Raw genomic sequence first — 25191 nt, 5'->3', positions numbered from 1 at the left:
ACTGCCGATAACGCCTGGGCAGCTGTTTTGAAAATCGTTTGGCCGCCTCAGCTACTGCTCGATCCGTTCCGTGAATTTCAGCTATCAGTGCCAGGGACAAAACCGCATCAATAAAGCGCACCGTGACATCCTTTCTTTCATATCTTTCATAGTAACGTGGTCGTTACCTATTAAAGCCAACAGGTTTGCTCCTGGCAAAGCTGCTTGCCGCATTGCCAGCAAATGGGTTTATGCATTCAACAATCAAAATAGGCATGTTCAATCCGCATACCCCCTACCCGCGCGGGTATCAGCAACAAGCATTGGCTACCGCCCACCTGCGAGAACGTTTCTGGCTATGAGCTGCTAGGCATAAGCGACCCGAGCTATCCCGGCCGTGTGATAGCCGCCCTTTTCTGGCCCTGATCTATACCGCTCAGGCCACGTACCTTGAACCGCCCGATTTGCTCACCGTCCTCCTGCATCATCGACACGATGCTGTGGCTACCGACGGCGCTTCGACTTTTCGTAAACAGTTCCTTGACCCGACTGCGCAACCAAAGCCGCTCAACGTCCGGAGTTCGGCGCCTGAGGCGTAACACGAGCGAGTAATGTCAAAGACTGTGCAAAGCCAATCGACTGGCCTTGGGCGCTCAGCTGATCAATCAGCGCGTGCGCTCGTGCTCTTCCGACATCAAGAGTTCGGTAGCCTTTTTTAAAATGGATTTCTCCCGTTCCGGCCTGTTGATCCTGGCTTCCAGTTCCTGAATCTTCAGCTGCACAGGCGTCAGTGCCTTGCTCTGCGGAGTAACGCCGTTGCGCTCCTGCTGGTGTTGACTAACCCAGCGACACAACGCGGACTCGACCACCCCAAGCGAGCGACTGGCTTCGATATGGCTATAGCCTTGATCGAGCACAAGGCCTACGGCCTCGCGTTTGAATTCAGCGGAATAGGAACGACGTTGTTGGGTCATCAGACACCTCTCTATGGCGAGCATTCTCGCCTAACTGGGTGTCCGGAAGTATTAGACCACTACACCTGCCCATGTGCTAGGTCGCTGTTATCCGCTACTGATCCTCTAGCAAGACCTTTCAGACGGAGCCCATCATGCTCTGCTCTGCTCTGTTTTACTAAAAAGAAAAATCGGTTAACCGCTTATTTAAATAAAGGTTTAAGAGCTGTTTAAAAGCAGTTTAAGTCTCAAGCATCTATAAAAATTTCTTTAATATTCAATGAGATAGCAAATAGCGTTGCGCTGATATCCCAAACAAGTGCGCCGTTATCCCAGGCAGCCGCGACGATATCCCAAAAAACTGCGTTGTTATCCCAAATGGATGCGCCGTTATCCCAATAGGATACGCGACGTTATCCCAACCCCTGTGGATAAGAGGGTCAGCTACTTTCCTGAGAGAGCTCCTTGACTTTCTGCGGGCGGAACCACTTGACCATGAGCTGCTTTTTTCGCCCATTGGGGCGCTCATAAATTTCCCAGTCGCGAATGACGCCGTGGCTCTCCAGTTCAGCCAGGGCGACCCTGAGCCCTCTTTCCTTGTGTTCGGCAAAATCCCGCACACGTCCTGTGCTGCCGCTCCAGTGCATCAGGTTTTCGATGGATACGAAATGGTGTTCGCCGGCTCTGTGGCCGCACGCGTAATTTTGCAGCCATTTGGACAGGGCATATTTGAGTTTCTTGCGGACCTCAAAATCGATATAGGCAATCTGGCTTTGCTGGAAAAACTTGACGATATGCGGATCCAGGGCAAGCCAGTATTCGTCCTGTTTCTTGTTCCAGGCCATATCCTTGATCAGGCGTACCATTAGCCCCTGGCCCTGGTCGCTTTCGATAAACAGGGTAGCCTCTGCCAGACGACGCAGGCTGTTCTCAAGCCAGGCATAGGTATTCTGGCCACTGGCGGTTCGGCCTATGCCTTCAAGAAACTTTGACCGGATAAAATGGATAACCTGCCCGGCGTCCTGGTTTTGCGCAAGCTGTAGGGCATGGAGAAACACATCGTTGTCGGCCATGTCCAGCTGCTGTCCGGTGTACAGGATCGTGAAGTCTGTACGGCTGGCCAGCTGCTGACGGTGATGTAACTTGCGCTTGCCGCGCGCGATACTGGCGAAAAGCGTGGTACGGGTCCAGTGGTGAGGCATTGCCGAGGCGTATTCAGGAAAAAGCGGCAGCTGCAGGTTGAGCGCCCCCTGGCTTGCCACCTCCGCTTGAATGTCCTTGACCTCTTCGCTGGCCTTCTCAACGACCTCCTGCCGCGCCTTGGCTTCGGCTTCACGTTTTTGCAGGAGGGCCTTTAATCGGCTGCTAGCGGGACGAGGTGCGGTGTCCTTGTTCACGCCGATGCCTCCAGCGGTTCTTCTTGTGCCTCTACCAGGATTTCACCGTTTTCCGGTAGCGTAACCCCTTCCAGATAGAAGGCCGCATCAAAAGCGTCCAGAGAGGCTCCGCGAGGGGTCGATTTGCCCTGCTCAAACAAGGCGATTGCCTTGGCCGACACATTGGTACGTTCGGAAAGCTCTTCCCGGCTCCAGCCAAGAAGTACCCGTGCGGCAGCATACTGGCGGCCTCTAGGAATCTGGACTGAAGGCTGCAGCCCTATTCCTCCATCATCCCGGAGCAGTACCCCGGCGTTCTTGAAAGCCTCCTCTACTGCTGTGAGCGTTGAGTCTCTGGCACTGGTCTTTCCTGTCTCGAAGAAAGATAACGCCTTGGCAGAAAGCCCTGCCCTTTCTGCAAGCATCGTCTGGTGCCAGCCCAGCATGGTTCTGGCTGCAGCGCATTGACGACTTCTTGGAATGACCGCCGAATTACTCATGACACCTGTCTACTCGCTTGCACCATTGTCCTCTGACAAAGGCGACTAACCCAATGAAACGCCTGGCTGTGCAGGCGGCTCGCTACCCTGGCAGTATAAGGTATTCTATGCGGCACTTGTGCTCTTTGTATTACTGTTTGAGCGCTGATTTGCCAGAGACAGCCCAGCATTGGGGGAACTGGGTATGTATGGGCTCATCTTGTGCACCAAACGCCACTAGCCCCTGGTCTCAGGTGCGTCTTGAAAGTAGTAATAGGAGCAACTAGGGCTTTTGCATTACCTAATAGCCGCTGATATCCCAAAATCCCCTTTATCATGTTGGCTCTGCTTAAAAGGTAATATAGTAGCTATAATGGGTCTATAGATTACCAAATTACAGTGATTAGAGCGCCGATATGCCAATTCTTGTGTTCATGGTCCTTCTTTGAACGCCTGTAAAGGTTACATGAGGGGTATAGTTACCTGATTATTACCCGTTATGTTGGAAGCTACTGGGATAAATGTCTGGCTGAGCATGGCGTGTGGCTTGGTATGACAAACAAGCTGGTTTTTTGAAGGCGTTTTATTCCAGTCTGTACTGCATGTGTGGGTATTAACCAGAGGGCTGCAAAGCTTTTCAGCTGGCCTGTAGAGGGCTAAAGGTAATGCATTGCCTATTATGACTTTCTACTTTACTTACTAGCCAGCAATTGGCGCAGATGTCCCAATTGCTGTTACATTCCCTATGCAGCCAGAATAGAATTGAAGCAAAAGTAATCTAGATAGCCATAATGCCTGATAACCCCCGTTTTCCAGTGATCGTGCGCGCTGAAATCCCAAGCACCTTAATCTTGCGACTTCAGTGGCCAGTATTGGGTCTCAAAGCCTTATGCTTGCGCTTTGCAAAGCAGCCTAATGAGCCGTCTACTTGGTTGGCCTTATCTTTCAGGCAGCGCTACGCCTTATGACCTATGCTGACGTACGATCTTTGAGTAGCTCTTGAGCCGCCGTGTGGTTTTGCCAAAGACACACCAGAGCTTCTGGTCATTACCAACCCTTGATCTTTCAGGTTTTCACCGTGAAAAATCACAAAGTGTGATGACTAACTTTGCAGCCTATACACTGCTCCGGATCGAGTCTCAGCTAACAGTACCTGGGAAGTTACCGTAGAGTAGATCGTGACTAGGCGAGGCTTTCCAAGAGCTACAGCCAGGGTTCTTACGAGCTTTCGGCTACTATTAAATCCCTTGGCCTAAAGGAGTACACGAGAAGCCTTGCGGCAAGGTGAAGTTTTCACGGTGAAAACCGTGTAGTAAGACGCAGACTGTAGTACTGGCAGAGCTCTCAGGCCAAAGAGGCCATGTCGAGGCGGCTGGACGAGGGGCTAGCCCTGCTCGGTATTTAACCGGAGAGAAAGCCAAGTTACCCTAAAGGCAAGCCAGTCTCCTGGTGTTGCAAAACAGCTGCAGTGCTTGCGCAGCAGGATGCCTACCCCAGCCAAATCTTTATAAGTCTGCTCCCAAGCTGGTTGATGGAGGAGGCCGCGGTTGTGCTAGCTTGTCTACCTGGACCTAGATAAACAACGCCTTTAGTTTCTCAGCCAGGTTCAGACTAAAGACTCGGAGCCCTCTTCGACATCCTGTCTTCGCGATGCCCTTTACCCTTAGCCGAGGCATTCCTTGAGAGATGCAGCCCTTTCGTTCCAGCGTCTTCAGGGCTACTTTTCACGGTGAAAAGATTCAGGAGCTGTCTTGGTCTCTGCCGTGTCCTGTCAACAAAGAATGCTTCGCTTATCCTTTTAGACGCTCATGAGCGTTTCATGAAAAGCATGGGCTGTTCTAGGGGTTAATGGAAGGTGTATCGCTTTTCACCGTGAAAATATCTACGAGCGAAGGCTTAAGAAGGGCTCATCCCAAGTTTGGAGCCAATCGCATTGTTGCGTGAGCACCTGAAACTAGCCATAAGCAGTGCAGCTCTTAAGACATCTAGCTAGTGTAGGGATTATGTGCTGAATAACATTGGCGGACTTTTCCAGGAGGAGAGTTAAGCTCGGAGGCCTGCCTGATCCATGGATATAAAAAGAGGTTTTCACGGTGAAAACCTGGTGTAGCCCAGCTGGATAAAAAAGCATGCTGAGTTTTCACCGTGAAAAATCAGCATAAGAAAAGGGAGGAGGTTAACCTTCAGGGCGCCTGGACAGAAAAGAAAAAAAGGCGCACTCGGCACCTGGGTCAAGAAAAAACCGGTAGAAGAGCAGCGCAACAGGGCAAAGAGAAAAAGTAAAAAGAGAAGAGAAAAGCCTTCACGGTGAAATTTTTCACCGTGAAAGGTTAGAGATATCAATCAGTTACTTGCTTTCAACAAAATCGCGAAAGAGCTGAAGCAACTCATCAGGAGAAATATCCTTGGCGCAGGTCAGGATAATCTTCTGTCCGTCGATCTGAGCGTTAAGCGAGGCCTTGCCCTTATAGGACAAGGACATGGAGGCCTTGGGCACCTTGGGATGCAGGGTTCTTGTAACCTCTGCCTTAAGCCACTGCAGCGCAGCTTCCTGTGAAGTGCCTTTAGAGATCTTGCGGACGGCTTCGATTACAAGGGCTTGATGGCCCTGGTCGGTAAAGCGGACAAAATCACTGACAAGTTTGTTGCCGACCAGCAAGGGGTCAAGATCAAGCATGGCGATGACTTCAGCCGGAAGCTTGAAATAGGCCAGGCAGCGACTGATCGTCGACATACTTTTACCCACGCGCTGAGACAGCTGGGTCTGGTGTTTTACGACCCCTGACTCCAGTAACTGCTTGTAGCCCCGGCCCCGTTCATAGTCAGACAGATCCTCGCGGGCATCATTGTCGGTACATGACAGGATGGCGGCCTCTTCATCGGAGTACTCACGTATGAGCGAGAATATATAGGTCTTGCCCAGCAGCTTGTGCGCTCGCAGCCGGCGCTCGCCCCCGATCAGCTCATAACGGCCCCCTTCTATGGGCCGTACAATGATCGGATTGGTAAGTCCCTGGGCGCGCTCGATGGTCGACGCAAGAAGACTGATAGCCTCTTCATCGAAGCGAAGGCGAGGCTGATAGCGGCCCGGATCGATAAGCTCGATGGGCAGAAGTGCCAGGGTGGCTCCCTGGGTATCGAGTGTAGCGGGGGGCTCGAAGGGGATGTGGGTGATCTTTCGCTCAAGGCCAGCATCGGGGCTTGGTGCTGGAACAGAAGCCTCGGCAGGAATATCGCTCTTGGCACTTAGCAGTCCCAACTCCTTGAGAATATCCTCCTGGGAGCGAGAAAGATCCGCTTCAACAAGCGGTACGACTCGCGTGGGACTCATGGGTGGGCCATCCTGGCCTAGTCGACGTGTCGATTTCATTTAGCCTGCTCCAGCACTTTTCTGATACGGCCTGTGATCTCACTAAAGACCAGGCGCATGGCGCCCAGGGAATTGTCGGTAGCAGGACGCCACAATGAAAGCGGAACGCCATCCTCAAGACTTTTCGAATAGTCTTCCGAAAGATAGAGCGGCTGCTCGGTTACCTTGCTTGGGAACAGCTGAGCAAGACGGGCAAGGTTTGCTTGGATACGAGGTCTGTTGCGGATGTACATGGTGGGGATGGCAATGATTTCTGGCGCTCGCTTGAAGTCCTTTTTGAACTCGGCCAGCTTGAATGCAAGACGAGACAGTGCGCGGAACGAAAACTTGTCCATACGCACGGGACAGATCAGAACATCGGCCGCAACCATGGAGTTACGCGAGAGCATGGTGCCTGAAGGCGCATTATCCATAATGATCACGTCGTATTTGGAGAGATCACAATGGGGATACTCACCGTTACGAGCGGATGAGATAAAGAGGGAATAGCGAAAGTCCGATCCCTGCGCGTTACGCAGTACTACGTCCAGGTCGTCCAGCGAGTCCTCTGCTGGAATCAGGTGAGGACCATGTTCACCAAACGGTTTTTTGATGACTTCATCTAGGGTCATAGGCTGGTAGGCATTGCCCAGACGCATGAGGTTACCCAGGTGACCATTAACAGCCCGTTCAGCTGGCACCCCGATTTCTTCCAATTCTTCGGCAGTCAGGTCTGGATCATAGCCAAACATTGAACTGGCGTCCCCTTGGGGATCATTATCAATGACCAGGGTACGCAGCCCCATCAGGCTAAAAAGAATCGCAAGGTTACAGGTTGTGGTGGTTTTGGCGGTTCCGCCTTTTTGTACATAATCACAAATGGTGACCGGCCGGACAAAACCTTTGGTTTGTCCGTTCTGCCGACGGATAGCAGCAATCTGGAACAGGTCACTCAAGGTATAGCTTCGTACTTCTACGGAGCCACGCGCTATACGTCCGATCTGCAGATTGTTCTCTTTCTCGATGTTTTTTAAGGTCTGAGGACTGATGCCAAGGCAATCGGCTGCAAATTGTGGAGGGAACTGCAACGTCGAAAAGTCAGTATAGGGGTAGGCTTCCACATTATCGACCTGAGAAAGTGCCAAAGCGTCCATGAGAGTCCTTGAGGTAATGAGAGCTTTATAGCTTTAGGCATTTTTGCCTAGCTCAACCCGGTCATGCAAGTAAAAAGCTTGCAATACCCTATAATAAAAGTATCGAATCTATTCATGCCTATAGGGTAAAGCTGGTGCAAAAGGCTTTGCTGTCTATAGGGTTATCGAGATAAAAGCGGGTTAGATCAATTGCTTAGCGAAGCGCTGGCTCAAAACAAGCTAATGCCAGTGTGGTTGTTGCCTGTTTCCAGGTGCGTGCTTTACGGTAAGATCCTGAGCCAGGATCTATCCAGCTGATCTTTAGCCAAGGCCCTGCGCCATTTACTAACCCACCTCCAGCAGGAGGCCTAATTCGGATACGGGCTGACCGTAATCAGCGGATCGAAGTGAATCGGTGCTCATGGTGAAGCCTCTCCAGTTACCGGAACGAGTAAGGCGGATGTCGTCATGAGCGGATACGAGGGATCACCACTTCAGACGCTGCCGCGTTAGCGTGTCGCGTGCTACCGGAGTGTTCCCTACTTACGAAGAGGCGACTATCGCGAATGTTCGCGATAACCCTCATCAAACGTTGCGTGAGACCAACAGGCTCATCGGAGCGCAGTTGATCAATCAACGCGAGCGCTCGTGCTCCTCGGCCATCAAGAGCGCGGTAGCCTTTTTAAAATGGATTTCTCCATTCAAGGCGAGCGATTCGAGCTTCCAGTTCCTGAATTTGCTGCTGCTCAGGCGTCAGTGCCTTGCTCTATGGAATTACGCCGTTGCGCTCCTGCTGGAGTTGACTAACCCAGCGACGCAATGCGGACTCGACCACCCCCAAGCGAGCACTGGCTTCGATATGGCTATAGCCTTGATCGAGCACGAGGCCTGCGGCCTCGCGTTTGAACCCAGGCGTAAAGGAACGACGTTGCTTGATCATCAGACACCTCTCATGGAGAGGATACTCGCCTAAATGGGTTTCCGGAATCATTAGACCACTACAACATGCTTTTCATAAGCTGGTTGTAGGACTGCTTAAAGATTTATCTCAAGCGGCCGATAAGTCTTTTAAGCAAAAAAAGCCCTGCTCGAGGGCAGGGCTGATAAATCATCATGGGCTTTAACACTGTGAACAGTGTCACATATTTATACGGGTAGCGTTAGTCCATCTGTAGGGAAAGACACGCCTTTTGTCTGTGAACGTTTAGGCAGGCTTCTGAGGTAGGTTGATCTAGAGCCGCTTCATCAAATCACCTCATTCCAATGTCGCTTCATAGCCGCTATACCAATGCTGGACTGCCCCCGGCACGTTTAAGCATAGGAGGGTATCGATGAGCACACAGTGTTTTATTTAGCGAACCCTAGTATAGATCTCGATTTCAACATAATGCATGAAGAGCGCTCATTAGAAGCGCCGCCTCCTATAGCCCCAGGCCAGACACCGCTGATAGGTTGGAAGAAGCCAAAGCGCTTTTTAAAAACATTCTGCCGGTCGATCCGAATGATGTCGGAAATACCATGCTTGTCGAATCGTTCAAGCAGCGCCTCGGCCCCACGGGCCAGCCTTAGGTTCATAGAGCGGGCCATGTCCACGAGTCGCGACATGGCCCGCTACCTCTATATAAACCAAACGTATTTACGCACGGCCTATCGCGGGAACTCAGTCGCGTAATGCTCGCGCAGCGCCTGGATAAACTGCCTCGCTAGTGGCGTCTGGCCTGATACCGCAGGGGCGACGACGTAAACCGGAAATAACAGCTCAGGTTCGAAGCGGTGGATGGTGATGCCCTTGTGTAAAAAGTCTTGTGCAACGTTCGGACTCACCAGTGCTGCCCCCATTCCAGAGGCAACCATCTCGCAATTAATGGCGCTGTATTGGCCTTCCACCACCAGCTTCCGTTCGACGCCGGCGTGTTCGAAGACCTTGTCCATCTGCTCGCGTGTACCATCGCCATGACAAAGCGACACGAAATCCTCACCGTGGAGATCCTGTGCCGTTATAAGTTCCTGCGCGGCTAGGCGATGTCCAGGCGGCAATACGCAAACGGCTTGCAGCTGAGTGATGAGAAATGTCTCTAAGGGACTGGCATCGCTTGGCTGGACCACTACTCCGAGGTCGCAGAACTGTGATTGTACCCATTGCACGACCGTGGGTGAGGCATTCATATGCAGCGATACGGTCAACTCGGGGTGTGTTTCAACGAAGTGTTTAATGACGTGGGGTATTAGCGTAAGCCCAGTCGAAGGGACTGCAGCGATACGTAAACGGCCTGTACCAAGATTGCGAATGTTCTTTGCGGATTGACGCAGGCTGTCCAGCCCGACGTAAGCGCGCTCTATCTCTTGAAAGAAAGCGCTGCCTTCCTTTGTTGGTATAAGCCGCACACCCGCGCGATCAAACAGCTTGAGTCCTGTACTCAACTCAAGTTGCGCGATCAAGCGGCTGACGTTGGGTTGCGACGTGTACAGCGCTTCGGCTGCCGCAGTCATGGAGCCCAGGCGCATAACGCTACGGAATGCTTCGATCTGCCTTAGATTCATGGCGAGCCTTCATATCAAATATGAATACCTAACCCATACATCCGTATTTGACCTTATGGGTTTGTAGCGACAATACTCGATGCCAGGCTAAATGGCCTTATAAAAAGAAAGCGTTTCCGAAAGGTGTAATAGCGAAGTCTTCGGAAGCAGATGCATCGACCTTCTTGTCGTGACCCATGAAGTTCTAGATCTGCCGCTACGCAAATAAGGGAGTATTACCCGTGACTAGCCCGCATTCTATTCTCACCTCATCGATTTCCTTACGCTATGGTCTATCCGCGCTGCTGTTGGCCACAGCCAGTTTCTCATTTTCCGCTCAAGGCGAAACCACACTCTACGTCGCAGGTGTTGGCGGTTCCACCGAGCAGATGTACAAGACTCGCGTCATTCCCGAATTCGAAAAGGCTCACGGGGTGAAGGTGGTCTACGTCTCCGGCAACTCAACGGAAACGTTGGCCAAACTGCAAGCGCAGAAGGGGCGTCAGCAGATCAACGTTGCCATGATGGACGATGGCCCGATGTACCAGGCCCTGCAATTGGGCTTTTGCGAAAAGCTGACCGATGCACCCGTCTACAAGAATTTGTATCCGTTGGCCCGGTTGAGTCCTGAGGCGACTGCACTTGGCATGGTCGCAACAGGTATTGGTTACAACGAGGAAGCCTTTAAGAAGCGCGGCTGGGCAGCGCCGACCTCTTGGAACGATCTCAAGAACCCCCAGTACCAGCAGCTGCTGGGTATGCCACCAATCTCCAATACCTACGGCTTGCATTCCTTGATCGAAATGGCACGCCTGAATGGCGGCAGCGAGAAGAACATTGATCCAGGCTTTAAGGTGTTCGAAGAGGACATCGCGCCAAATGTCCTGGCCTGGGTCAGTGCCCCTGGTGAGATGGACGGTATGATGCAAAACGGTGATGTGATCATGGCGGTGTACGGCAGCGGCCGGGCGGTTGCGCTTCAGAACACCGGCTTCCCACTCAAGTTCATCTACCCCAAAGAAGGGGCGGTAGCGCTGCAGATCGCGGGCTGTTCCGTGACGGCGAACGCGCAATCAGAGCTTTCGCAGAAGTTTATCCAGTACGTGCTGTCCCCTGAAGTGCAGAGGATCCAGTCGGAGAGTAATGGCTTCGCGCCGGTGAACCGGACCGTCGAGCTTCCGCCTGAACTTGCCGCCCGCATGCCTTATGGACAAGAGAAGGTCGATAGCCTGATCAAGGTTGATTGGGACACGATCAACCAGAAGCGTTCCGAGTGGACGACACGCTGGAATCGCACGATCGAGCGCTGAGTCGATGTGCCTGACGGTCATGGATGGAGCCATGACGGCGGGCGTTCGAACCCTTTCCGAATAGCGACGTTGATCAATCGCGAACGCGTCTGTCGCCCTGGAGGCATGCATGACTTTTCTGACCCTCGATGGCATCGTCAAGACTTATGGCGACTTTACCGCCATTGCCGGCCTGGACCTTTCAGTGGAAAAGGGCGAGTTCCTTTCACTACTTGGGCCCTCCGGCTGCGGCAAAACCACTACCTTGCAAAGCATCGCAGGCTTCGTTCAGCCCACGGCCGGACGTATCGTTCTGGACGGCCGGGACATCACCCATGTCCGCCCGGAAAAGCGCGGGCTCGGAATCGTGTTCCAGAGCTATGCGTTGTTTCCGCATATGACGGTTGCGGAGAACGTCAGTTTTGGGCTGGAGATGCGAGGTGTTCCTCGCAGCGAGCGGGTAGGGCGCGTACAGTCCGCGCTTGACATGGTTCGCCTGCACGGTCTCGGCGCGCGTTACCCCAAGGCCCTGTCTGGTGGCCAACGGCAACGCGTTGCGATTGCCCGTGCGCTGGCGATCCGTCCGGATCTGTTGTTACTGGACGAGCCAATGTCCAACCTCGACGCCAAACTGCGCGAAGACATGCACATTGAGTTGCGCGCCATCCAGCGTGACCTTGGCATCACCACCATCCTCGTGACACACGACCAGGTGGAGGCGATGACCATGAGCGATCGCATCGCCGTGATGCACGGCGGACGCATTGTGCAGATCGGTTCTCCATTCGAGACCTACGAACGGCCACAGTCGCCGTTTGCCTCGAGCTTTCTGGGCAAGACCAATGCCTTCGCTGGAGCGATTCATACCCGCAAGCCTCGCTGCTATGAGGTGAAGGTGGACAACCTGATGTTTCACGTTCCGCACGAGGGGCATCAATTCGACGGGAATGTAAATGTCTACCTTCGGCCCGAGAAAATCCGTCTGGCCGAGCCCACCGAAGCACGTTTGCGCGGCACCGTGCGTATGCGGGTGTTCCTTGGCAACCTTTGGCTGATTGGAATCGAAAGCCCGCTGGGCCCGGTAAACGTTACGCAACCGAACTTTGGTGCTCCGCCGCCGATGGAAGGTGAAGAAGTAGGCCTGACCTGGCTCGATGACGACCTGCGGCTGTTAGAGCAGGAGGTCGCCCATGGCCACGTATGACGCTGAGCGCATCGGCAGCTCGCCCTGGCTGCTAACCGGGCCCGCGATGCTTGTCTTCGTCACGCTATTGGCTGCGCCCCTGGTGTTGACCGGGATGCTATCACTAAACCTGTTCAGCGATACCAAGGGTGTGATTCCTGTTTATACGTTTGCCAACTACCTGGAAGTCTTTAGCGATGACTACTTCCACGAGATTTTCCTGCGTACTGGCGGAATGGCATTGGCGGTGACGCTCTTCTGCGTGCTGCTTGGCGTACCGGAAACTCTCATCATTGCGCGCATGCATAGCCCGTGGCGCTCCCTGTTCCTGCTGGTCGTGCTGGGGCCGCTACTGATCTCGGTTGTGGTGCGAACCCTTGGCTGGGCGATCCTGCTGGGCAACAACGGCTTGATCAATCAAGTGCTACAGGCGCTCGGCATCACAGAGTTTCCTATTCGGATGATGTTCACCCAGTTTGGTGTCGTGCTCGTGCTGACCCACGTACTGGTGCCCTTCATGGTGATTGCGGTTTGGGCCAGCCTGCAAAAGCTCGACGTGCAGGTAGAGCAGGCGGGGTTGTCGTTGGGCGCGTCCCGCATGACCACATTCCGCCGGGTAGTGTTGCCGCAGATTATGCCGGGGATTCTTTCGGGCTCGATCATCGTCTTTGCCTTGGCTGCCTCGGCTTTCGCCACGCCTGCGATCATTGGAGGACGTCGTCTCAAAGTGGTGGCGACAGCGGCCTATGATGAATTCCTCGGTTCGCTGAACTGGCCGCTGGGTGCTGCAATTGCGGTGCTGTTGCTGATTGCCAATCTGGTGATCGTGGTGGGCTGCAGCCGGCTGGCTGAGCGCCGTTTCAAACACGTCTTCGAGTGATTGCCATGTATCGCAACGGATTTTTCTCGCTCGCATTTCATACGCTCTTCATTGCCTTCATCGTTGCGCCATTGGTAGTAGTGATGGCAGTTTCTTTCACGGGTGAGGGATACATCTCCTTGCCGACCGATGGCTTATCCCTGCGCTGGTTTCATGCGCTGTGGGAGAACCAGGAGATGGTCGATGCGTTCTGGCTATCGCTAAAGCTGGGGCTGGTCTCCGCCACTTTTGCCACGCTGCTGGCAGTTCCTGCGGCGCTGGCGATCAGCCGATACAACTTTCCAGGTCGCGGCGTGATAACAGGGTTCCTGCTATCACCATTAATGATTCCTTCCGTGGTATTGGGCATTGCCTTTCTACGCTTCTTTTCACTGGCGCAGATTGGCGGGTCTTTATGGGCGCTGAGCGTTACACATGTAATTGTCGTACTGCCCTATGCCTTGCGCCTGACCTTGGCTTCGACCATTGGCCTTGAGCGCGATGTCGAGCAGGCGGCGCTGTCGCTGGGAGCAGGGCGGTTCACAGTGTTCTGGCGAGTGATCCTGCCGCGCATTCGTACCGGTGTGATCGGGGGGTGGCTGTTAGCGTTCATCCAGAGTTTCGACGAGCTGACCATGACGGTATTCGTCGCCACGCCGGGAACTACGACGCTGCCGGTCGCGATGTACAACCAGATTTCCCAGACCATCGATCCTCTGATCACGGCGGTCTCGACTGTGCTGATTGTCGGCACGCTGGCGGTGATGGTGTTTCTCGACCGTCTGGTCGGTCTGGATCGCGTGCTGATTGGAGAGAAGCAATGACGAACACTATCCCCACCTCTGCGGATGTGATCGTCGTTGGCGGAGGTTTGGTTGGCATGGCGGTGGCCTATGGCTTGGCGAAGGCTGGCACAAGTACGCTGGTACTGGATCAGGGCGATGATGCGTTCAGGGCGTCACGCGGCAACTTTGGTCTGGTGTGGGTACAGGGCAAAGGGTTCGACCGTTTGGAATACTCGCGTTGGACTCGGTTATCAGCTCTGGCCTGGCCTGGCCTGGCCGAAGGATTGTTGAGGGAAACGGACGTCGACGTACGCCTCAAACAGCCCGGCGGGTTCCACATGTGCTTTTCCGATAACGAGTTGGCAGAGCGGCAGTCGCGCCTGGCAGGCATGCAGGCCAAGCTGGGTGATTACCCGTTCGAGATGCTCGACCAGGCTGACCTGAACGCGCGGTTGCCAGGTATAGGGCCCAAGGTCGTGGGTGCCAGCTACACTCCCATGGATGGCCATGTAAATCCCTTGAAACTACTGCGAGCACTGCATGCAGGCTCGCGTTACCACGGCGCGACTGTGCTGGGGCGAATGTCCGTGGAGCGTATTGAGTTTCTGCCCGGTGAATTTGCCGTGGTCACATCACAGCGTCGGTTTACCGCGCCACGCATTGTTCTCGCCGCTGGCCTGGGAAACCGGGCATTGGCCGAGCAAGTGGGGTTGCATGCGCCAGTCGCACCAAACCGAGGCCAGGTCCTGGTCAGCGAGCGCGTCCAGTCCTTTCTTGACTATCCGACGATCAATGTCCGGCAAACGGACGAGGGCACCGTACAGCTGGGCGACTCAATGGAAGAGGTCGGTTTCAATGACCTGACAACTACCGACGTGCTCGCAAAGATCGCGCAGCGTGGGGTTACTACGTTCCCGCTTCTCGCGGGTGTCCGTCTGGTTCGCGCCTGGGGCGCATTGCGGGTGATGAGCCCGGATGGCTACCCCATCTATCAACAGTCCGATTCGCATCCTGGGGCGTTCGTCGTCACCTGTCACAGCGGCGTGACGCTTGCTGCCGCGCACGCGACACGCATGGCTCCATGGATTCGGGGCGGTGAACGACCGGAAGAGCTGGCGGTGTTTGCTGGCGAACGTTTTCTCACGGGGGAGGTGTTTTCCCATGCCCACTGATTCCTTGTTCCGCCGTGTCGATGTCGATGGCAGCCGGCTCATCACCGTAACGTTCGATGATCAGCCGTTACAAGTACCGAGCGGGCTTACTGTTGCCGCCGCGCTGTTACTCGCGGGCGTACGGTATTTTCGTACGTCTCCTGTCAGCGGTGAGGCGCGTGCGCCGTACTGCATGATGGGTGTGTGCTTTGAGTGCTTGGTCGAAATCAATGGGGTGCCGAGTCGCCAGAGTTGTCTGATCGAGGTGGCCGATGGCATGCGTATTCGTTCGCAGCAAGGCGCACGGGATCTGCCGTTCACAGCGTCCGAACCAGTCGTGATGGAGGTGCAGCCATGAATCTTGAACCGATCGATGTTGTGGTTATTGGTGCAGGACCTGCCGGGATGGCAGGTGCGCGAACCTTGGCCGAGCTTGGTATTTCTGTCGTATTGCTGGACGAGCAGGTCGCCGCCGGTGGACAGATCTATCGCGGGATCGCCAGCGCCTCACCCGCTCGGCGCGAAATGCTAGGCACGGATTATGGGGATGGAGTCCCGTTGACGGACGCATTAAAAGGTTCAACGGTGCGCCACGAGACTGGCGCATCCGTGTGGCAGGTGACGCGAGAGCGACAGGTGCATTACCTGAAAGACGGTCGGGTACGCTCGTTCGCTGCCAAAACTGTACTCCTGGCGACCGGGGCGATGGAGCGACCCTTTCCCATTCCTGGCTGGACATTGCCCGGCGTGATGACGGCGGGTGCCGCACAGATTCTGCTCAAGACCGCAGGTATTGGACCCCAGGGGCCAGTTGTTCTGGCCGGGTGTGGCCCACTGCTTTACCTGCTCGGCTGGCAGTACCTGCGAGCCGGTATCGAGATCAGTGCTTTGGTAGACACCAGCCGCCGGGAGGACTACTGGCGTGCCCGCGGACATTTGCTGAAGGCGCTTCGCGCCTGGCCCTATTTGCGTAAAGGCATCTCGCTGCTGCGGGCGCTACGCAAAAACGAAGTACCGCACTATACCGGTGCTGAGGGTTTGCAGATCGAGGGTGAGGCGCAGGTACAAGCTCTTAGCTTTGTCGTTGATGGACAGCAGCACCGTTTGCCGGCCAGCACGGTCCTGCTTCATCAGGGCGTGGTTCCAAACATCCAATTTACACAGGCGCTTAGGGCACAGCACCGGTGGGATGATGCACAACTGTGCTTTGTCCCCGAGACCGACCATTGGGGCCGACTGGATGTGCCGTTCATATCGGCGGCGGGTGATGGGACGGGAATTGGTGGCGCACAGGTCGCTGCGCTTCAAGGGCAGCTAGCTGCCCTTGGACTTGCGCGGGACCTGGGGCGTATTACGCCAGCGCAGCGTGACAGCAGGGCAGCGCCACTGCGGGATCAACTTGAAAAAAACCTGCGTATTCGCCCGTTCCTTGACGCGCTGTATCGTCCGCGAGACGAGAACCGTATTCCGCCACGTGATGATGTCACTATCTGCCGCTGCGAAGAAGTGACGGCGGGTGATATCCGGCGTTTCGTCGAGCTGGGGTGTAGTGGACCGAACCAGGCAAAATCGTTTGGTCGCTGCGGCATGGGGCCCTGCCAGGGGCGGATGTGCGGATTGACCGTTACTGAAATCATTGCCAAGACACGAGGCCTGTCGCCGGATGAGGTGGGATATTTCCGCATCCGTCCCCCCATCAAGCCGATCACACTCGGGGAGCTGGCCAGTGGCTGACACGACCTCCGACGTGCTCGTCATCGGCGCTGGCCTGCATGGTTTGAGTACAGCGTTTCATCTTGCTCGTCGGGGCATAAAGGTGACTGTCCTGGAGGCCGACTATGCTGGCCGCCATGCCTCGGGTGTAAATGCGGGTGGAGTGCGGACACTCGGCCGCCATCTGGCGGAGATTCCATTGTCGCTGGCATCCCGCGAAATCTGGCACAACCTGCCGGAACTGCTGGGTGACGACGCGAGCTTCGTTGCAAGCGGACAGTTGAAGCTTGCCGAGAGCGAGGCGGAGCTTGCGCAATGTCAAATGCGCGTCGCCGAATTGCAGGCGAATGGATTTACTCATGAGGTTCTTATCGACCGAGCGGAAGTCTTTGAGCTACTCCCCACGGTGGCTCCACATGTCGTTGGTGGTATCTGGGTAGCGGATGATGGCTATGCGGTACCGTATCGCGTCGTGACGGCTGTTCGGAGGGCTGCGCAACGGCTAGGCGTGGTGGTGCATGAGCAAACGCCGGCGCTTGCCATTACCCAAAAGGCTTCGCGTTGGCACGTCAGCACGCCGAAAGGGCGGTTCGAGGCGGACCACCTTATTGTAACTGCCGGTGCGTGGGCGGGACGTCTTGCCGCTGACATAGGCGAGCCCGTTCCCACCTATCCGCAAGGCTTGATGCTCATGGTAACCCACCGAGTTGCACCCTTTTGCAAGCAGGTGCTTGGGGCGACTGGGCGCGCGTTGTCGTTCAAGCAGTTTGATAACGGTACGGTTGTTATTGGCGGAAAGCTCATCGGCGATCTGGATTTTGATACTCGGCACGGCGAGGTCGATATCACACGTCTCATCACCAGTGCGCTAACCGTGACCGATCTTTTTCCGCATTTGAAGCACCTTGGTATTAACCGCGCCTGGGCAGGTATCGAAGCCTTCACTCAGGACGATCTGCCGGTTATTTCGCACAGCCTCCGTGCGAGTGGATTGACCTATTCGTTCGGCTACTGCGGTAGTGGCTTTCAAATGAGCCTTGGTACCGGAGAGCGCGTCGCGCAATTGGTACTGGGCGAGTCTTCATCAATTGACTTGGCGGCATTCGCTATCGATCGCTTCAATCTCGATTCTTCCATCCTTATGGCATCCAAGGAGCCTTCATGCAACCAATCACTCGAGTCGAAACCAACCAGCGCATGAGCCGCGTCGTGCAATACAAGGGCGGCATTACCTTTATCGGCGGGCAAACCGCCAGCGACCGTACGCAGGACATCAAAGGTCAGACAGAACAGGTACTGCAGAAGATTGACAACTACCTGGCCAAGGTTGGTCTGGATAAGACCCGCATTCTTAGCGCACAGGTCTGGCTGTCGAATATTCAGGCTGATTTCGCAGGTATGAACGAAGTGTGGGATGCCTGGGCGCCAGAAGGAGAGGCACCCGCACGGGCTACTGTCGAGTCGAAGCTGGCTGCGCCGGAATTACTGGTAGAGATAGCCATTGTCGCGGCGGTTGATTAAAGATAAGCGCATCGGCTCGCCTCAGACGGGCCGATGCAGCCATACGGCGACTGGCAGCAAGCTAACCGGGCGTATGTTCTTACCAAGAAGTACTATGAAACTGGACATTTCCTCCTCAGATAACTAACACAATAGTGCCATGGGAGGTTGCCTGCGTACGGATTTTTGCGCCGAGCTTTCCCAGCTGAGTTCGTGCTCGCTCCTGGACCGTGGGTGCATGACGACTACCTTTGATCGATCCCAGCGAGGTGTTAGTTCATGAAGGCTTACCTCAGCAATTACCAGCCCTTGGGTACTTAGCCGTGAGCGAACTAGTCGAGCCAAGGGTTCGCTGGAAAGAAGACGAGCTTGGATTTCTCTGGTCACCATCAGGAGAAGCCCGTAAGACGCGGCTTGTTGGGCTATCACGGGGCATAAGCACCGTGCTGTGTGGCAGTATCGGGAATGTACTTGACGACCGTCGCGACGGACTCCTATGCCGGTATCTGAACATGATTATCCCGGGCAAGCTGATGTTGGTTTGTTAAGATGCATACGCTGTACGACGCCCTGCGTCACTGGTTGATCGTGTCATATAAAACACCTTAAAGGGTAACTTTAAGGTTGAGGTTCATCTTCTTAGTCTCTTCAGGCGTCTCTGTAATCATATCTCATACGCTGGTATAAGCTTTATTGATCACCTGCAAAATCTCTTTATATATACCTAACAAGAATGATTTAACCCAATTTTATTAAGACTTTCTTATACATAACCATAAAAGATAGATACCATAAGTTAAATGGCTACTGCTTACTCTAACCAATTTTATCAAAAGCTTATATCTTGTTAAGGAAAAATAACATGAGTCACAAAGTATTAAACAATGGACGTGACCTGCCCCCAGTTTTAGTACCGCTGCCTATTTAGTAGGCCCTGGGGTTGATATTAATATTTCATGTTGCGATTGGTGCTGGCTCGCTCGCCAATGCGCAGCGAACTCTGCCGGGGTGTGATTACCGATAGCGCTGTGCGGTCGGTGTTCGTTGTAGTCCCTTCGCCAGGCCGCGATGCGGATTCTGGCCTCGGCCAATGAGCAGAACCAGTGCTCGTTCAGGCATTCATCCCGAAACTTGCCGTTGAATGATTCGATGAACGCATTCTGTGTGGGCTTGCCAGGCTGAATCAGCTTCAGCTTGACGTCACGCTGATAGGCCCATTGATCAAGTGCCTTGCCGGTGAATTCGGGGCCTTGGTCGGTGCGGATTGCCTTGAGGTAACCGCGGAATCGGGCCATTTCATCCAATGCGTGAGTAACGCGAAAGCCGCTGATACCGTGATCCACAAGGGTACCCACCGCCTCCTTGGTGAAATCATCGACCACCGTCAGACATTTGATCCTCCGCCCCGTACTGAGTGCATCGAAGACGAAGTCCATCGACCACACCTGATTCGGCGCGCTCGGCAGACTCAGTCGCTCGCGCTCTACGGCGACACCGTGGCGGCGCCTCCGGCGCTGCACCATCAAACCGTCAGCCCGGTACAGGCGATAGATCCGCTTGTGGTTGACCTGCATGCCAGCCCGCCGCAGCAGGATATGCAGGCGCCGATAGCCAAAGCGCCGACGCCTCTGTGCCAGCTCCACGAGTTGGGTTTGCAGCCTGATGTTTTGCTCGCTGGAGCGGGGTTGATAGCGCAGTACCGAGCGAGACAGCCCGATCAGCTGACAGCGCAGAGTAGCCGATTTTCTGCTGTTCCTTATGGAACGCATCGGTGCGCCAGCGCAGCAGGGTGTTATAGACCAAACGCACGCAGCCAAACGTCTTTGCAAGCAGCTCTGCTTGTTCAAGCGTTGGGTAGAACCGGTATTGGTAGGCGCGTTTAGTCATGCCTTACAACATACAAAACTTGATGTGAGATAGAAATTGGTCATCAGCAGGAAGCGATAAAAGGGCACGCTTTGCGCGCCGCGCTATCCCTCCCCGCACTTAGAAGTACGGGGTATCTCACGCAAAACTGATGATCGCCGAGAGACCTTCCCGCCAGCATAATCCCTGACCACCCTCTATAATGCCGGTCCGTCTCGTTTGCCCTTGTATTGCAATGAAAAAAGTTCTGTTCTCCCTTGCTCTGCTCATATCCTTTGCCGTTCAGGCCGCACCACCCGCTACCTTTACCGAGGCCAAGGTTGTGGCCAAGCAAAAGGTCTATTTCGACCAGGGTAGCAGTACGCAGGGTGAGCTGTATTGCGGCTGTCACTGGGCCTGGGCCGGCAAGTCGGGTGGACGCATTGACCTGGCGTCCTGTGGCTACCAGACGCGTTCACAGCAGAACCGGGCCGAGCGCATCGAGTGGGAGCATATCGTCCCCGCCTGGATCTTTGGTCACCAGCGCCAGTGCTGGCAGAACGGCGGGCGCAAGAACTGTGTTGCGGACGATCCGGTCTTTCGGGCCATGGAAGCGGATATCTTCAATCTCTATCCCTCGGTAGGCGAGGTTAATGACGATCGAAGCAACTACCCGTACGGCATGGTGAGCGGTGTGTCACCGCAGTATGGGCAGTGCAAGACGAAAGTTGACTTTGCCGGCCGCTCAGCCGAGCCCCGCGATGAGGTCAAGGGCCTGACGGCTCGGGTAACGTTCTACATGTACGATCGCTATGACCTGTCCATGTCGCGCCAGCAACAGCAGCTCCTCATGGCCTGGGACAAACAGCATCCCGTTACCGCCTGGGAAAAGGAGCGAGACAACCGTATTGCCGCAGTGATGGGCCACCACAACCCGTTCGTAACCGGTGAGCGCCAGTGGACCTTGGGGTACAAGCCGGTAGGGGAGGGTATCGTCAGCCCGATTCCGGCACGAAATTCGAGGTCCGCTCAGCCGGCTACTACTAGTAGCTCTGTATCGTCTGTGACCATTATTGGCAACAAAAATAGCCACATCTATCACCTGCCTCAGGGATGCCCAAGCTATACCAAGGTCTCAGCCAAGAATCAGGTATCGTTCAACTCTGAGGCTGAGGCGCAGGCGGCCGGGTATCGTAAGGCAGGAAACTGCAAGTGATAACGCATCGATTCATACGGGTAAAGCAGGCCCTTCTGGCCCTGATCGCTATAGCGGGCATCGTTTTTCAGGCTCAAGCGCAGGAGCAATGCAAGCAGCCCTGTGTCACGTCTGACCCAGCGGAGTCAGTTGACGCGAAACTCAATAGAACCTATCGCGACATCATGCACAAGATTGACTCGGGCGGATTTGATGACGGACTCGTACCCAAAGAAGAGCTTAGCCAGAGTCTAAGGCAAAGCCAACGAGCTTGGTTGAAGTTTAGAGACGAAAATTGCGAGGCCTACTACACCTTGATGAGTGGAGGCCTATCACGCAACGAGGACCGGGAGATATGTCTAGGCAAGATGACGTCCGAGAGAACCCGGTTTCTTGAAAAGATCTATCTCCAAGGCAAACTGTTTGATGAAGAGTAGCGCCCTTAGGTGAGGGCTATTGGATAGAGCTACATGAAGCTTCTCCGTCATTGCCAGAACCAACCCTGCGCTGGCTGTTTGTTTTGGCCTTCAAAAAGCTATAGGCCAACCACCTATGCGCTTACTTCATCCTCAGGTAATTGAGGTAGGAAAGTCCTGATCATAAGAGCTGTTACGTAGACCTTAATCATGTCCAAGTAAATGCTTGGATTACTTGTAACTACCTGCACTGCATGGCCGCTAGCGGCCAATTCTATTGAAAAAGTCGGCCATGGTTTCCATGGTAGAAAATTACGCGCTTGAGATTGAAATCTTTATATTGAGCAGAGGATTCCGGGGGCAGATTTCGCATAGCTGCGCGCAATAAGGGCGTTTTCAGCGGTTAGTATGCGGGCAGTCTGGAAGAACCGACTTTTTCAACAGAAGCGGCCGGTCTACTCAGAAAATAGATCTGTCACTTTTTCCACTTTTCAGCCCTTCCGAAATACCAGATACCGGTCGGTGGCTGTCGCTCTAGCCACTAAGCCACTAAGCCACTAAGCCACTAAGCCATTGCGGCTTGCGTTTCATCCATGACTTTGACCCAGCCGCAGGATTGCTTGGGGCGATCAGGGCGTAATTCACGTAAATAGAGCCAGAAGGTCAACTATGGTTTCGTGAGGGTAAGGGTAGCGAAGTGTTCTATACACTGCACCATCCTAGTTAGAATAATATTGAACCCTGAGAAATCGATATCATTTTTGTTTGGCAAAACGACCTTTTTTGCAAAGTACTCTTTGCCATACTCGATATCAATATCAATCTCATTTTCTTTGTTAAACTTTTTCCCGCCTAACTTTATATCCCTGACAGCCTGCGGAAAGAGATCTTCGATTGAAGTATGCTCCCCTTTCTCTTTTAATGGCGTCAGCACAATATATAAATTATGAGCTACATGAATAAATTCTGCCTTTCTGAAAGCGTCGGTCGGTAGCGTTGTAGGAAAGATAGTAGGGCTGTATTTTTTGCCCTTCAAAACTCCTTCAATTTTTCCGAAGCCATCATCATTGTCAAATACAAGGATGACTGGCTGCTTCGGAGCTGGCGCCTTGTAGTATTTGAAATGCTCATCGAAGCCCAAAATAAATTCTTTTAAATAGGGCGTGCCACCTGACAACTCAAGCAAGAACCTAGTACGCTCAGTATATTTAACAAACCGCACCAGTAGCTCGTATGGATCATTCCCAGACTTTGGCTTCGCCAAATTAGGGTAAGCGCCTGCTAGTCGACCTATGGCTGACTTAAGATATATATTGTCGGTTTTGCCTTCACAAACAATAGTTGGCTTAGCGTTGCCATAGAATAACTTATAGTACAAAAACCTACTGAATGTGCGCTCGCGGTTACTCAACAACCTTCGTGTATTGTATTTTTTCTGAGAAGAGTCATGATCAAGAGCTGGCGCCGTCTTATTTCTCTTTCGATTAAATAAATCAATTTGATCGATGAAGTTTAGTCGTCCCTCAAGGGCAAAAATATTGCCTTCTTCGGGAGTGCCCGACGCGTTCTCCTTAAAGGCACCAGTTTGAAATAGTGAATGGCACTGAGACCTGACAGTTCGCCAATACTCCTTTTTAACGGCGAGCTTTGTATTAACAATTAATCCAGTAACATCTTGACGTGAATCTTTATATTGAATTCTCGTCTTCGACCTATTAATCTCAAACCCAGCTCGTTTGATTTCAGACTGCAACCTTTTGCCAGGGCTATACCCTTGCTGCCCATCAGTCATCAAGTTAGAGGGGAACTCCTTTTTCCTAGTCGAGATCGTTATATCGTCAGCATACCTGCTATAGGTACAAGAATTCTCTTTGGCTAGAGAAGCCAATCTGATGTCAAGCGAGTGCGTGATTAAATTTGTGATAACAGGAGAGCACGGGCTACCTTGAGGTAGCTTATTGTCATAACACGCGATTTGCGCGATGACAGTAGCCACTGCTGGATCTAATTGAAAGTTTTTGTTTGCGATAAAAAAACCTCGCACTCGACCAAAGTTAAAACTTTCAAAAAAGTCTTTCAGGTCAATATTTAAAACATTTTTTTGACTCAAATGCATAACCGCATTTGTAAGAATCGAGCGTTCTCGAACAAATCCATGCGACAACGTTGAGGTGAACTTATCCCCTTTAGACTTGTTGATTTCTTGAACGCAATCTTGTAGCAAGATAGATAGGGCCGTTTGTATAGATTTAAGCTCATCAACTGGAGCGTGTATAGTACGAACGCCGCCACTTTTTTTGGCTATCGTAAAGCTCTTGTACAGATTTTCAGGCTTCATCCTGTATAGAACATTAGTAAGGTGTGATGCATTAACCCCCATGAGCAATGCAAGCTCTGGCTTAGTCTTTATCGCACGTAGAGTACTTATTTTTACCATCGTCTACTAATGTTCAGAAAGTTAGACGGCTTACGGGCACTCCTAGGCACTGCCAGGACCGTAGAGAATCGATGAGTCTCCACCAAGGGCAATCCTTTCGGACCATTTTTTCACTGATCGCGATGCGCGACCCAAAATCTGCCCGTAAGCCGAAAGCGAGGCTAGCAAAAAACCAGATCCGATAGCAATGACGATAAGCAGCGTGCCTCCCTACTGGTTACTGGTGAGTTTGTGCGAGGACGAATACACGATCCAGTCTGTCAACAACGGAATTTAGAAGAGCAGCTGAAACTGCCGGAGCGGAACGGGTACTGGCTTAGGCCGTAGCTGTCCCAGACCTTGAAGTAGTGGCCGTTGTGGTAGATCTGTCCCTGCTTACATCTCGCGGCTCCGGTCTTGAACGGAATCCAACCCAGGGAGCCACGGGCACCGCCTGATTTGCGCCAGTTGAGCCGAGACCTCTTGAACTGCTTACGGCGGGTGACGTATTCCTTGCTCACGCACTGCACTGCACTGTCTGGCTGTGCAGGCCCAATTCTCTGGCGCAGCCGTCAGTGTACTTCTGGATATCGTAGGCTGACAGAAAAAACCCGTGCTCCCGGATTGAGCGAGCGCTCAATTCGTTTAGGTAGTTCCAGACAAAATTCACGCTGCGCGCCATTTCTCGAAGCAGCGCGCATGCTTGTCTCGAACTCGAACCTTAAGGGTCTTAGAGGGTGTAGACAAAATATACCTGGAGTAACCTGACCCTCTGGTTTCAAGCCTTTGGGGTCTGTTTATGACTAAACATAACAGGATTAAAGAAGCCTCAGCCACGGTCAATCGAGGTGGTCGCCTTCCAGCATTCAAGCCTACCCATATTCAAGTATTGCTCAAAATCGTGGCTGAGCATCCACAGGCATCGCTCGATGAGATCGCTAACGAACTCTACCGCCAGAGCGGGCTACAGGTGTGTTCCGCTACGATTAGACGCTGCCTACGTGCTCAGGGCATCGTACGGTTAAAGGTCAAACGTCACGTCTACACACC

At 53.4% G+C, this 25191-nt stretch carries 21 protein-coding genes and 4 pseudogenes; 12 read left to right on the top strand and 13 right to left on the bottom strand.

Going from position 1 to position 25191, the window contains the following annotated elements:
- From IQ22_RS24315 to IQ22_RS21745, 9 genes and pseudogenes are all read right to left on the bottom strand, one after another.
- Positions 1-121 (bottom strand): DUF7740 domain-containing protein (locus IQ22_RS24315; protein WP_483247341.1); only part of this gene is annotated, 121 nt, incomplete at its 3' end.
- Positions 122-416: 295 nt separating this feature from the next.
- Positions 417-953 (bottom strand): annotated as a pseudogene (locus IQ22_RS21780) (transposase); the annotation flags it as partial.
- 419 nt (positions 954-1372) lie between these two features.
- On the bottom strand, positions 1373-2329 hold the full coding sequence (trfA, locus tag IQ22_RS21775) for a plasmid replication initiator TrfA (RefSeq protein WP_158635477.1): 957 nt from the start codon (positions 2327-2329) through the stop codon (positions 1373-1375).
- Positions 2326-2808, bottom strand: a complete 483-nt coding sequence (locus IQ22_RS21770) for a helix-turn-helix transcriptional regulator (protein WP_145145925.1) — start codon at positions 2806-2808, stop codon at positions 2326-2328. Before IQ22_RS21770 ends, trfA begins: the two co-directional genes overlap by 4 nt.
- Before the next feature lie 2326 nt (positions 2809-5134).
- Positions 5135-6157 carry a ParB/RepB/Spo0J family partition protein gene (locus tag IQ22_RS21765; RefSeq protein ID WP_145145924.1) on the bottom strand — a complete coding sequence of 341 codons (1023 nt, stop codon included), beginning with the start codon at positions 6155-6157 and terminating at the stop codon, positions 5135-5137.
- Positions 6154-7290 carry a ParA family protein gene (locus tag IQ22_RS21760; RefSeq protein ID WP_145145923.1) on the bottom strand — a complete coding sequence of 379 codons (1137 nt, stop codon included), beginning with the start codon at positions 7288-7290 and terminating at the stop codon, positions 6154-6156. The genes IQ22_RS21765 and IQ22_RS21760 overlap by 4 nt, the downstream gene beginning before the upstream one ends.
- 577 nt (positions 7291-7867) lie before the next feature.
- Positions 7868-8209, bottom strand: a pseudogene (locus tag IQ22_RS21755) (transposase); the annotation flags it as partial.
- Positions 8210-8616: 407 nt separating this feature from the next.
- Positions 8617-8874: a suppressor of fused domain protein gene (locus IQ22_RS21750; protein WP_145145922.1), complete on the bottom strand. Its 258-nt coding sequence runs from the start codon at positions 8872-8874 to the stop codon at positions 8617-8619.
- A gap of 42 nt (positions 8875-8916) precedes the next feature.
- On the bottom strand, positions 8917-9810 hold the full coding sequence (locus IQ22_RS21745; RefSeq protein WP_145145921.1) for a LysR substrate-binding domain-containing protein: 894 nt from the start codon (positions 9808-9810) through the stop codon (positions 8917-8919).
- Positions 9811-10031: 221 nt separating this feature from the next.
- On the opposite strand from IQ22_RS21745, the gene IQ22_RS21740 reads away from it, so the two are divergent.
- From IQ22_RS21740 to IQ22_RS21700, 9 genes are all read left to right on the top strand, one after another.
- Positions 10032-11099: an ABC transporter substrate-binding protein gene (locus IQ22_RS21740; RefSeq protein WP_145145920.1), complete on the top strand. Its 1068-nt coding sequence runs from the start codon at positions 10032-10034 to the stop codon at positions 11097-11099.
- Positions 11100-11208: 109 nt separating this feature from the next.
- On the top strand, positions 11209-12282 hold the full coding sequence (locus tag IQ22_RS21735; protein WP_145145919.1) for an ABC transporter ATP-binding protein: 1074 nt from the start codon (positions 11209-11211) through the stop codon (positions 12280-12282).
- Positions 12269-13141, top strand: coding sequence for an ABC transporter permease (locus IQ22_RS21730; protein ID WP_145145918.1), 873 nt, complete (start codon positions 12269-12271; stop codon positions 13139-13141). Before IQ22_RS21735 ends, IQ22_RS21730 begins: the two co-directional genes overlap by 14 nt.
- Positions 13142-13146: 5 nt before the next feature.
- A complete protein-coding gene (locus tag IQ22_RS21725) occupies positions 13147-13944 on the top strand; it encodes an ABC transporter permease (protein WP_145145917.1) in 798 nt (265 codons plus the stop codon).
- A complete protein-coding gene (locus IQ22_RS21720; RefSeq protein ID WP_145145916.1) occupies positions 13941-15077 on the top strand; it encodes an NAD(P)/FAD-dependent oxidoreductase in 1137 nt (378 codons plus the stop codon). Before IQ22_RS21725 ends, IQ22_RS21720 begins: the two co-directional genes overlap by 4 nt.
- The gene (locus IQ22_RS21715; RefSeq protein ID WP_145145915.1) at positions 15067-15414 is read left to right on the top strand and encodes a (2Fe-2S)-binding protein; all 348 of its coding nucleotides are present in this window, start codon (positions 15067-15069) and stop codon (positions 15412-15414) included. The genes IQ22_RS21720 and IQ22_RS21715 overlap by 11 nt, the downstream gene beginning before the upstream one ends.
- Positions 15411-16790, top strand: coding sequence for an FAD/NAD(P)-dependent oxidoreductase (locus IQ22_RS21710; RefSeq protein ID WP_145145914.1), 1380 nt, complete (start codon positions 15411-15413; stop codon positions 16788-16790). Before IQ22_RS21715 ends, IQ22_RS21710 begins: the two co-directional genes overlap by 4 nt.
- Positions 16783-17970: an NAD(P)/FAD-dependent oxidoreductase gene (locus IQ22_RS21705; protein WP_208733687.1), complete on the top strand. Its 1188-nt coding sequence runs from the start codon at positions 16783-16785 to the stop codon at positions 17968-17970. Before IQ22_RS21710 ends, IQ22_RS21705 begins: the two co-directional genes overlap by 8 nt.
- A complete protein-coding gene (locus tag IQ22_RS21700) occupies positions 17931-18290 on the top strand; it encodes a RidA family protein (protein WP_145145912.1) in 360 nt (119 codons plus the stop codon). The genes IQ22_RS21705 and IQ22_RS21700 overlap by 40 nt, the downstream gene beginning before the upstream one ends.
- Before the next feature lie 899 nt (positions 18291-19189).
- Here IQ22_RS21700 and IQ22_RS21695 read toward each other — a convergent pair.
- Together IQ22_RS21695 and IQ22_RS24200 are read right to left on the bottom strand one after the other, a co-directional pair.
- A pseudogene (locus IQ22_RS21695) lies at positions 19190-19996 on the bottom strand (IS3 family transposase); the annotation flags it as partial.
- An 82-nt stretch (positions 19997-20078) separates the two neighbouring features.
- Positions 20079-20156: pseudogene (locus IQ22_RS24200) on the bottom strand (helix-turn-helix domain-containing protein); the annotation flags it as partial.
- A 214-nt stretch (positions 20157-20370) separates the two neighbouring features.
- On the opposite strand from IQ22_RS24200, the gene IQ22_RS21685 reads away from it, so the two are divergent.
- Positions 20371-21330 carry an endonuclease gene (locus IQ22_RS21685; RefSeq protein WP_145145911.1) on the top strand — a complete coding sequence of 320 codons (960 nt, stop codon included), beginning with the start codon at positions 20371-20373 and terminating at the stop codon, positions 21328-21330.
- Positions 21327-21746 (top strand): lysozyme inhibitor LprI family protein, encoded by a 420-nt coding sequence (locus IQ22_RS21680; RefSeq protein ID WP_158635476.1) that lies wholly within the window; start codon positions 21327-21329, stop codon positions 21744-21746. Before IQ22_RS21685 ends, IQ22_RS21680 begins: the two co-directional genes overlap by 4 nt.
- 646 nt (positions 21747-22392) lie before the next feature.
- On the opposite strand, the gene IQ22_RS21675 is transcribed toward IQ22_RS21680, so the two are convergent.
- Together IQ22_RS21675 and IQ22_RS23455 are read right to left on the bottom strand one after the other, a co-directional pair.
- Positions 22393-24162, bottom strand: a complete 1770-nt coding sequence (locus IQ22_RS21675; protein WP_145145909.1) for a retron Ec67 family RNA-directed DNA polymerase/endonuclease — start codon at positions 24160-24162, stop codon at positions 22393-22395.
- Positions 24163-24422: 260 nt separating this feature from the next.
- Positions 24423-24662: a hypothetical protein gene (locus IQ22_RS23455; RefSeq protein ID WP_208733686.1), complete on the bottom strand. Its 240-nt coding sequence runs from the start codon at positions 24660-24662 to the stop codon at positions 24423-24425.
- Positions 24663-24940: 278 nt separating this feature from the next.
- On the opposite strand from IQ22_RS23455, the gene IQ22_RS21665 reads away from it, so the two are divergent.
- On the top strand, positions 24941-25191 hold a 251-nt coding region (locus tag IQ22_RS21665; protein ID WP_483247340.1), incomplete at its 3' end, for a transposase.

Origin of the sequence: Pseudomonas duriflava (genome assembly GCF_007830155.1) — a bacterium.
Taxonomy (GTDB): Bacteria; Pseudomonadota; Gammaproteobacteria; order Pseudomonadales; family Pseudomonadaceae; genus Chryseomonas; species Chryseomonas duriflava.
Note: the sequence above shows the minus strand (reverse complement) of the source record. Positions and strands in the feature narration are given on the sequence as shown.